Source organism: Ruminococcus sp. FC2018 (genome assembly GCF_000621805.1).
Taxonomy (GTDB): domain Bacteria; phylum Bacillota; class Clostridia; order Oscillospirales; family Ruminococcaceae; genus Hominimerdicola.
In genome coordinates, this window is sequence record NZ_JHXH01000022.1 from 20633 (window position 1) to 28181 (window position 7549).

The 7549-nt window shown below is 45.6% G+C and carries 9 protein-coding genes; 8 read left to right on the top strand and 1 reads right to left on the bottom strand.

The window, feature by feature from the left end:
• The first annotated feature begins 55 nt into the window (after positions 1–55).
• On the top strand, positions 56–1252 hold the full coding sequence (locus tag T494_RS0111045) for an ATP-binding protein (RefSeq protein ID WP_028506354.1): 1197 nt from the start codon (positions 56–58) through the stop codon (positions 1250–1252).
• A gap of 399 nt (positions 1253–1651) precedes the next feature.
• On the opposite strand, the gene T494_RS13055 is transcribed toward T494_RS0111045, so the two are convergent.
• The gene (locus T494_RS13055) at positions 1652–2863 is read right to left on the bottom strand and encodes a site-specific integrase (protein ID WP_347490901.1); all 1212 of its coding nucleotides are present in this window, start codon (positions 2861–2863) and stop codon (positions 1652–1654) included.
• A 10-nt stretch (positions 2864–2873) separates the two neighbouring features.
• Here T494_RS13055 and T494_RS0111055 point away from each other — a divergent pair, with 10 nt between their 5' ends.
• The 7 genes from T494_RS0111055 to T494_RS0111095 form a co-directional block, all read left to right on the top strand.
• Positions 2874–3299 carry a hypothetical protein gene (locus tag T494_RS0111055; RefSeq protein ID WP_051540387.1) on the top strand — a complete coding sequence of 142 codons (426 nt, stop codon included), beginning with the start codon at positions 2874–2876 and terminating at the stop codon, positions 3297–3299.
• A complete protein-coding gene (locus tag T494_RS14245; RefSeq protein WP_028506356.1) occupies positions 3296–3478 on the top strand; it encodes a hypothetical protein in 183 nt (60 codons plus the stop codon). The genes T494_RS0111055 and T494_RS14245 overlap by 4 nt, the downstream gene beginning before the upstream one ends.
• Positions 3475–3744 (top strand): SbcC/MukB-like Walker B domain-containing protein, encoded by a 270-nt coding sequence (locus T494_RS0111065; protein ID WP_028506357.1) that lies wholly within the window; start codon positions 3475–3477, stop codon positions 3742–3744. The genes T494_RS14245 and T494_RS0111065 overlap by 4 nt, the downstream gene beginning before the upstream one ends.
• Positions 3745–4097: 353 nt before the next feature.
• Complete coding sequence (locus T494_RS13945; protein WP_155984105.1) at positions 4098–4274, top strand: hypothetical protein; 177 nt, start codon at positions 4098–4100, stop codon at positions 4272–4274.
• A 281-nt stretch (positions 4275–4555) separates the two neighbouring features.
• Positions 4556–6436 carry a hypothetical protein gene (locus tag T494_RS0111085; RefSeq protein WP_155984106.1) on the top strand — a complete coding sequence of 627 codons (1881 nt, stop codon included), beginning with the start codon at positions 4556–4558 and terminating at the stop codon, positions 6434–6436.
• Between the two features lie 124 nt (positions 6437–6560).
• A complete protein-coding gene (locus tag T494_RS0111090; RefSeq protein WP_155984107.1) occupies positions 6561–6926 on the top strand; it encodes a hypothetical protein in 366 nt (121 codons plus the stop codon).
• Between the two features lie 129 nt (positions 6927–7055).
• On the top strand, positions 7056–7549 hold a 494-nt coding region (locus T494_RS0111095; RefSeq protein WP_028506360.1), incomplete at its 3' end, for an MATE family efflux transporter.

Sequence of the window (7549 nt, forward strand, 5' to 3'; positions counted from 1 at the left end):
TGACTTTGAGAAACTTATTTGGTATAATTAAGAAAAACTTTTGGTGGGTGATAATATGATACTTCGTCCGGATTATGTAAATGAAATACTCAAGTACATCGACACACCACTTGTAAAGATCGTTTCGGGTGTGCGCCGCTGCGGGAAATCTACTATACTTGAAATGTTCAGAGATGAGCTGCTTGCCAGAGGTATTGCAAGTGACAATATCATTGTCCGCAGGTACAGCGAAATGGTATATGATGATATGTCAGCAAAGGATATGTACAACGATATCAAGGCTGCAATATCAGGCATGGGCAGATGCTATCTGATACTTGATGAGGTGCAGGAGATCAAGGGCTGGGAAAAGGTGCTCAACGATCTTCTCGAAAATGCTGATGTTGACATTTATGTAACAGGCTCAAATTCAAAACTTATGTCCGGTGAGATCTCCACATATCTGACAGGGCGTTATGTTTCAATACCTGCCTACACTCTTTCACTGCGGGAGTATCTTGACTTCAAGGGAAAGGATGTCTATGCCGGAAAGGATATGTTTGATGAGTACATCAAATACGGCGGATTCCCGGTCATTGCAATAAGCAGCTTTGAACCTAGGACGGCATATCAGGTGGTCGATGGTATTTATTCTTCTGTCATCACAAGAGATATTTCAAAGCGGCATAAGATAAGAAACAAAGAACTTTTTGACAGAGTCGTAAAGTACATTATCGAGAATGTCGGCAAGACTTTTTCAGCCAATACCATTGTCAGATTTCTGAAAAGTGAAAAGAGAGATCTGTCAGTTGAAACGGTGTATAATTATATCAAATGGCTTGAAGAAGCTTTCATTATCTATCCCTGCCAGCGTTATGATATGCAGGGCAAAGCTGTGCTGAAAACATTTGAAAAATACTATCTTTCTGATATTTCACTCAAATACAGCCAGATGGGCTTTGACAGTAAGATGCTCTCTGCAATGATGGAGAATGTGGTGTACCTCGAAATGAAACGCAGAGGATATGAGGTCTTCATAGGTAAGAACAAAGACAAAGAGATCGACTTTATTGCACAAAGGCGTGAGGAGAGGATCTATGTTCAGGTTTGTGTAAAGATCCCTGAGGATTCCGACAGAGAGACCGCAAATCTTATGGAGATAAGGGATCATTATCACAAGTATGTTGTTTGTTATGACAGACTTGCATCGGGAAACGATAATGGAGTAGAGATCGTTAACATCATAGATTTTCTGCTGAGTGAGAAATGGTGATGTAAACACAGGGCAGATTACTCAATGCATACCAAAACGCAGCCCCGGACGTTGACCAATTGTCCGGGGCTGCTGTCGTTATTCTGCGGAAATGTGCCTGGGTTAACCACTTGTTTACCACTTATTTGTGTGAAAAATTGCTTGAAATTGCTTCAGATTGCTCGAAGTTATGACTTCGCAAATTGCGTAAAATCGCTTGTTTTCGCAAATTACCAGAGAACAGTAAAATACTGGAAACTTGTTCGAATCCCGTACGGGTCATACTTGACGAAGCTCTGAAACTGCGTAAATGCGTGGTTTCAGGGCTTTTATTTTTTGCCGGATACCCTCCAACCACTGTGCAACCACTGAGATTTGGTTGGGCAAATATGTTCATGGCAGGGCATTGACCCTGTTTTTTTATGCCTCGTGGGCACCTGAGAAAGGCAGTTCATAACACTTGCATTTTGTCAATGTTGGCTTTTTGGGTGGTGTTGAGAAGTTCAGAGCGTTGCTGATAGCGTCGCAGCTGCGTGCTTTGGCCTCTTGGAACATATGAGAATACATATTTAACGTAGTTCCGACCATGCTGTGTCCCATGTCTGCCGAGACGGCTACGACATCGACTCCTTCAAAGATCAGCAGGGAAGCGTGCAGATGCCGCAGGGAGTGGATATTATGAAAGGGGACATTCATTCGCTCGCAATAACCTTTTAGCCATTCGTAAGGTGTGCCGGTGTTCATTGGCTCACCATTCCATTTTGTAAACAGGCGGTCATGGTCTTCCCATTTTGAACCGAGTCTTGCTGCTTCTGCTTCTTGTTCTTCTTTGAATCTGCTTAGCAGATCCATTATTTCTCTCGGCATCTTTGATACTCGCTTGGACTTTTTAGTTTTTGTGGTGTCGGTATAGATACCGAGTGCAGATGTGTATTGTGAAGTTCTGCGAATATGTATCAGTTCGTTTTCAAAGTCGATGTCTTTCCACTCCAATCCCAGCATCTCACTTCTGCGGAAGCCACTGTATACTGCGAGCTGCAGATAGACCTGAAACTTGGTTGGCTCGCTGTGAAGTTCATCAAACAGTGTTTTGACCTGATCTATTGTAAATATCTCTTTTTCCTCCTGCTCCATTTTTGGAACAAATACTCTGCGACATGGATTATCGGTGAGCATTTCCATGCGTATCGCATAGGTGAAGACATCACTTATAAGATTCAGGTGATGTATTGCTGTTTTGCGGGAAAGAGGCTTGCCTGTGCGTTTATTCTTTTCTGTTGACAGAAGTTCGGTGATGAAAAGCTGAATGTCACGAGAGGTGATCTTATCCATTCTCATTTTGCCGAAGACGGGATAGACACGCTGCGTAGCCTGTCTCATTCGCTGAAGGGAAGTGGGTCTGAGATTGAGGCTTGCATATTCTTCAAACCATTGTTCAGTGAACTGTTCAAACTTGATAGCAGCGGTTTTTCGTCCTCGTTGGCATTCATCTTCAAATATGAACGCTTGTTTTTGAACCTCCTTCTCAATTTGTTTCTGCGTCATTCCCGGTGAGGGATAATAGCTTTTATACTGATATTTTTGTTTTCCGTCCATACGATAGCCGCAGAACACTTTTATTTCGTATTTCAAAGGCAGCCGTATGACATCGCACAAGCGACTTGAAAAGTTTAGCGTTCAGCCTGTTGTGAAACAGGAGCATATGCCCTCAAATCACCGTGAGTATTTTAACTGCAATGCCGATGAATTCAAGAAATGGGCAAATGCTGTCGGTACATCTACAGAAGAAGTCGTGAAATATTTCCTTACCTCCGGCAGTGTTCCCGAACAGGGTTACAAGGCTTGTATGAGCCTTACTAAGCTCGGCAAGCGTTACGGCAAGAAGAAGCTTGAAACCGCCTGCGAGCGTATGCTGGCATTCTCGTCAATGCCTTCGATACGCACGATAACAACGCTGCTGAAGAACAGTAAAGAACCTGACAGACCTGCGGAAAAGACAGATAACAGCAACAAATACGGCATTACACGAGGCGCTGCCTACTGGAGAAAGGCAGGTGGCGAAAAATGATCAACAACACCATTGAACAGCTTCGTGTAATGAAGATGAGTGCTATGGCTTCCGAACTTGAACGTCAGCTTGAAGATCCCGAAAGCTACAGTCAGGTCAGTTTGAATTATACCGTCAGGAAGACTCGCTTGGAAAGAAAAGCAATACATTCCTTGATCTGGAGGTTCTCGATAATTTGACCGGTCACAGAAGACCTGTCGGAAACCTGTCTGGAGGTGAGAGCTTTAAGGCTTCTCTAAGCCTAGCACTTGGAATGTCTGATACCGTTTCAATGGATCTGGGTGGTGTACAGATGGATGCGTTGCTTATTGATGAAGGTTTTGGAACACTGGACCGCAAGTCGATAGAGAATGCAATGGATATTCTTATCAATCTGTCCGGAAACAATAAACTGGTGGGAATTATAAGCCACAGAGAAGAATTAATGGAGAATATTCCTCAGTAGATCCGTGTTAAAAAGGCAAGAGAAGGAAGCAATCTGACTATAGAAACAGGATTATAATGAAAAAAGACTTTGCCCAGTATTAATGAGGTAAAAAAAGAATTATTCAGATAAAACATATGCAAAACACTTGATGATCTATTGAAAAAACAATGGTGAATAAAAGAGTAGCTCCGCCTGACAATAAATCAGACGGAGCTTTCTCTTTGGCGGTCGTACTGAGACTTGAACTCAGACATCAAAATATCCCGATTACTCACAGTTTAGCAAACTGCTGCCTTACCAGTTAGGCTTATGTGCCTTTGTCAATAAAAATCTGAGCCGCAGCGCTTCTGAAGATCGCTTTCGGCGACCATGTGATCTACTGTGCCGGCGGTGACGAGTTCGTGGTGTTCTGCCCCGGCATTTCTGAGAAAAAGCTGGCTCAGCAGGTCCGCCAGCTGCGCTCTCTTGCCGACAACACCCACGATGTCAGCTTTGCCGTAGGCACGGCTTATGTACAGGGGGATTACGATATCTGCAAGGCTATGTAGACCGCAGACGATCTTATGTACAAGGACAAAGAGGAATTTTACCGCCGCCACCCCGAAAAGGACAGGCGCCGGAGACGAAGCTGAAAACAGATATAATGATAGCGTCCGTACTTGATATGAGCACGGGCGTTTTTGATGCAGTCTCCTGCGTCCTGAAAAAAAATAAAATGTTTCTGCACCCGGAGGATATTGCCGGGGGTATTACTTACGAAGGCACAAAAATAACAGGCCTGACAGGCTGAAACAAGGAAATGAGGTATTTAAAAATGACCAGTTATCTTATGGACATGTTATGTGAGAAGATGATCCGCACCGGGATCTACAAGTACAATTTCAACGATTTCTCGAAAATGCCCGAGGGGCTCAGCGAAAATGAGCAGATCCGGTTCGAGAAGCTGCAGAAGGCTAACAAGTTTCTCAAACTGCTGAGCTTAAGGATCACCGCGCTGGAGGATGTAGGCCCGGGACACATCAGAGCTATCAAGGAGGGCGATCCGGCAGGCAAACATTTCAATAACTACGGCGCTATATTTGTCGGCAACGACGACAATGATTATGAAGAGCTGAATGCTATCATCGACAAGGCTGTTCAGGTCGCAGAATCAAGACCTGAGATCAAGCCCGTGAGAGCCGCGGTCGGCGAGCTGCTTATGCCCGCCGATAAGGACTACAAGGATGAGTTCTGGCAGGACTACGGACTTGGCATCATCTCCAAAGAACAGATCGAGCAGATCCAGAACACCCTCTTTGAACTGAACGAGAACGATACGGATCTTGAAGAATTCATCGACTCCGGTGCTTACAGCGAGTACTGCCAGAAGAAATCCATATCCAGAAACATCATTGAGGAAGCCTGCAAGGTGTTTACCGAGGATGAGGACGGAGAGTTCAGAAAGAAGACCACCGCCAAGCGTGCGGAATTCCTGATCAATTGCCTTGAGGATTTCAGACATATGCGTGCGGAAAAGGGCGAGCTCTGGGCTTCGCCGTCGAGAGAGATGCTGGGTTACTGGGGCAGATTCAATGTCCTTGAGGATATGGGCGAGAACAGCAAATCTATCGTGAAGATAAAGGTGATCGAAGGCACCCCGAACAGCTATGAGTTCTGCTCCGATCTTCTGGCAGAGAATTTCGATCAGGACAAGCTGATAAACTTCAACAAGGAAGATATCCAGAAAGCAAAGGATATGTTCGAGAAGAACAAGGCGCTCCTTACCTGCTTCCTCAACGATGCTGCTGACATTGAAGTCAAGGGAACCGGCATCGGCAATTCCAATGCATTTGAGGCGCTCAACGAGGAATACACCGAAGAAGAAATAGCAACGATAAACCAGTTCCGCAAACTGATGTTCAAGATCGGGCAGCAGAACAAGACCGTCAGCAAGCTGGGCGACGACAAGGAACCCGTGTTCATTGACGCACTTGACTCCAAGGCAGACCTCAGAGAGCAGATGCCCAAGTTCAGGGAGCTGAAAATGCTGGATACCTGCTATGAGATGCTCAGGGAGCCTGCCGAGATCATCGGCTGGACAAGAAATTCCAGAGAGTATATGAACGTTATGAAGAACATCAGGGCGGCTCAGAAGGTATTGAGAAAGACCTATCTTTCCGCCGAAGATGCAAAGGAAGCCTATGCCGACGCTATCGGCAGGACTTTGAAGAGCATCGATGCCTACTTCATCCACAAGGCGCAGGACGGTCAGAAGCAGAACAGCATCGACCTGAAATACAAGGCTCTGTTCAGGATAGAGAAGGTATTTAAGGCAAGAAACAACGCCCTTTCCGGTCAAGAATATGTAATTGATTCCGACATTGAAAAGACCGTCCACTATGTGGATAAGGCAAAGATCGGCAAGGCTCTGGGCGACGAGTACGCCAAGCAGGCAGCCCTGCAGAGAGTCGAAAATTTCAGAAAGGTCAAGGACACTGATTATATCGAGACCACCAGAAGGCTCGCTCTGCCCGAGGAGGATATGGCTCTGCCTGAACCGAGACGTGCTGATTCCATCGCCATAAACGAGATCAAGACAGCATCGGCCGAGGAAATGGTCAAGGCTCACAAGACAGCAGAGAATAAAGTAACCAAGCAGAGAAACACCGTTGGTGCTGCCAGCAGCGAAGCTGTAAAGATCAAGCGCTCAAATTCCTTCGTGAAGAAATAACTTATAATTTTCAGCCGTCTGGAGAGATCCGGACGGCTTTTCCGGGATAAAGTCAGCACCGGTGCGTCAGTCTGCCGGGGCAGTCCTTTCCGGCGGAAAATAGATCGAAAAAGCGGGTGAAGCTGTGAGAAAGTATTTTATTGACAACCTCAGGTGGCTCGATATCCTTATGCTCATACCCTACCACGTGGCTATGGCGTGGAATACATGGGACGAGCCTAATTATATTCGCTTCAGAAGCAGCAGACCTGCTGCGAGCCTTATAGTTTTTTTGAGCCCCTTCTTTATGCCGCTGCTGTTCCTCCTGGCGGGAACGAGCACGTGCTATGCCTTGAAAAAGCGCACCCCCGCGCAGTACATCTGCGAGAGGGCAAGCTCTCCTTATAGCAGTTTGTCATATGTGAATCTAAATGATCCGATGGAAAAAGGAAGAGTCGATATATCTGAATATGCAAATAGTAGATTTATAGCGTGTTTTTGGAGCCTCTGAAAAAAAGTCTGTAAAAAATCAGCTAACTGTGATAAAATAGAATTAATATCACAGGGGGGCTGAAAGAGAGCTATAATACTTCCGGAAAGAACATTGCCGCAAATGCGGTCGTCAAAGGGGTGGTTTATCATGAAAGGATTCTGTGAAAAGAAATTCAGGTCTATGCTTATATCAGGCACATTCACCAAGGCGGTCATGTATCTGATGCTGCTTAGCGACAGCATCATTGCCGGGTTCTTCATAGGTGAGAAGGGTGTTGCCGGGATCAATGCGATCACACCCGTAACAGCTGTCGTCACATTTTTTGGGGATCTCGCCTCAACAGGCGTAGGCATTGTTTTCACACGAGAGGTCGGAGCTATGAGAAAACGCCGTGCCGACGAGATATTCGGGCAGGGGCTCATAATCAGCATTGGTCTCGGACTGATCTCCGCGCTTTTGATTCTTGTGTTCCAAAACGCCTATTTCAGCGTGAGCGGCATCACGGGAGAAACTCTGGAACAGGCGACCAAGTATTACCGACTCGTACCTATCAACGCTTTTCTGACCATTGTGATATTCTATCTTGAGCAGATGGTCTACAGTGACGGAGACGAGCTTTGCAACAACATCTGTTACGGCTT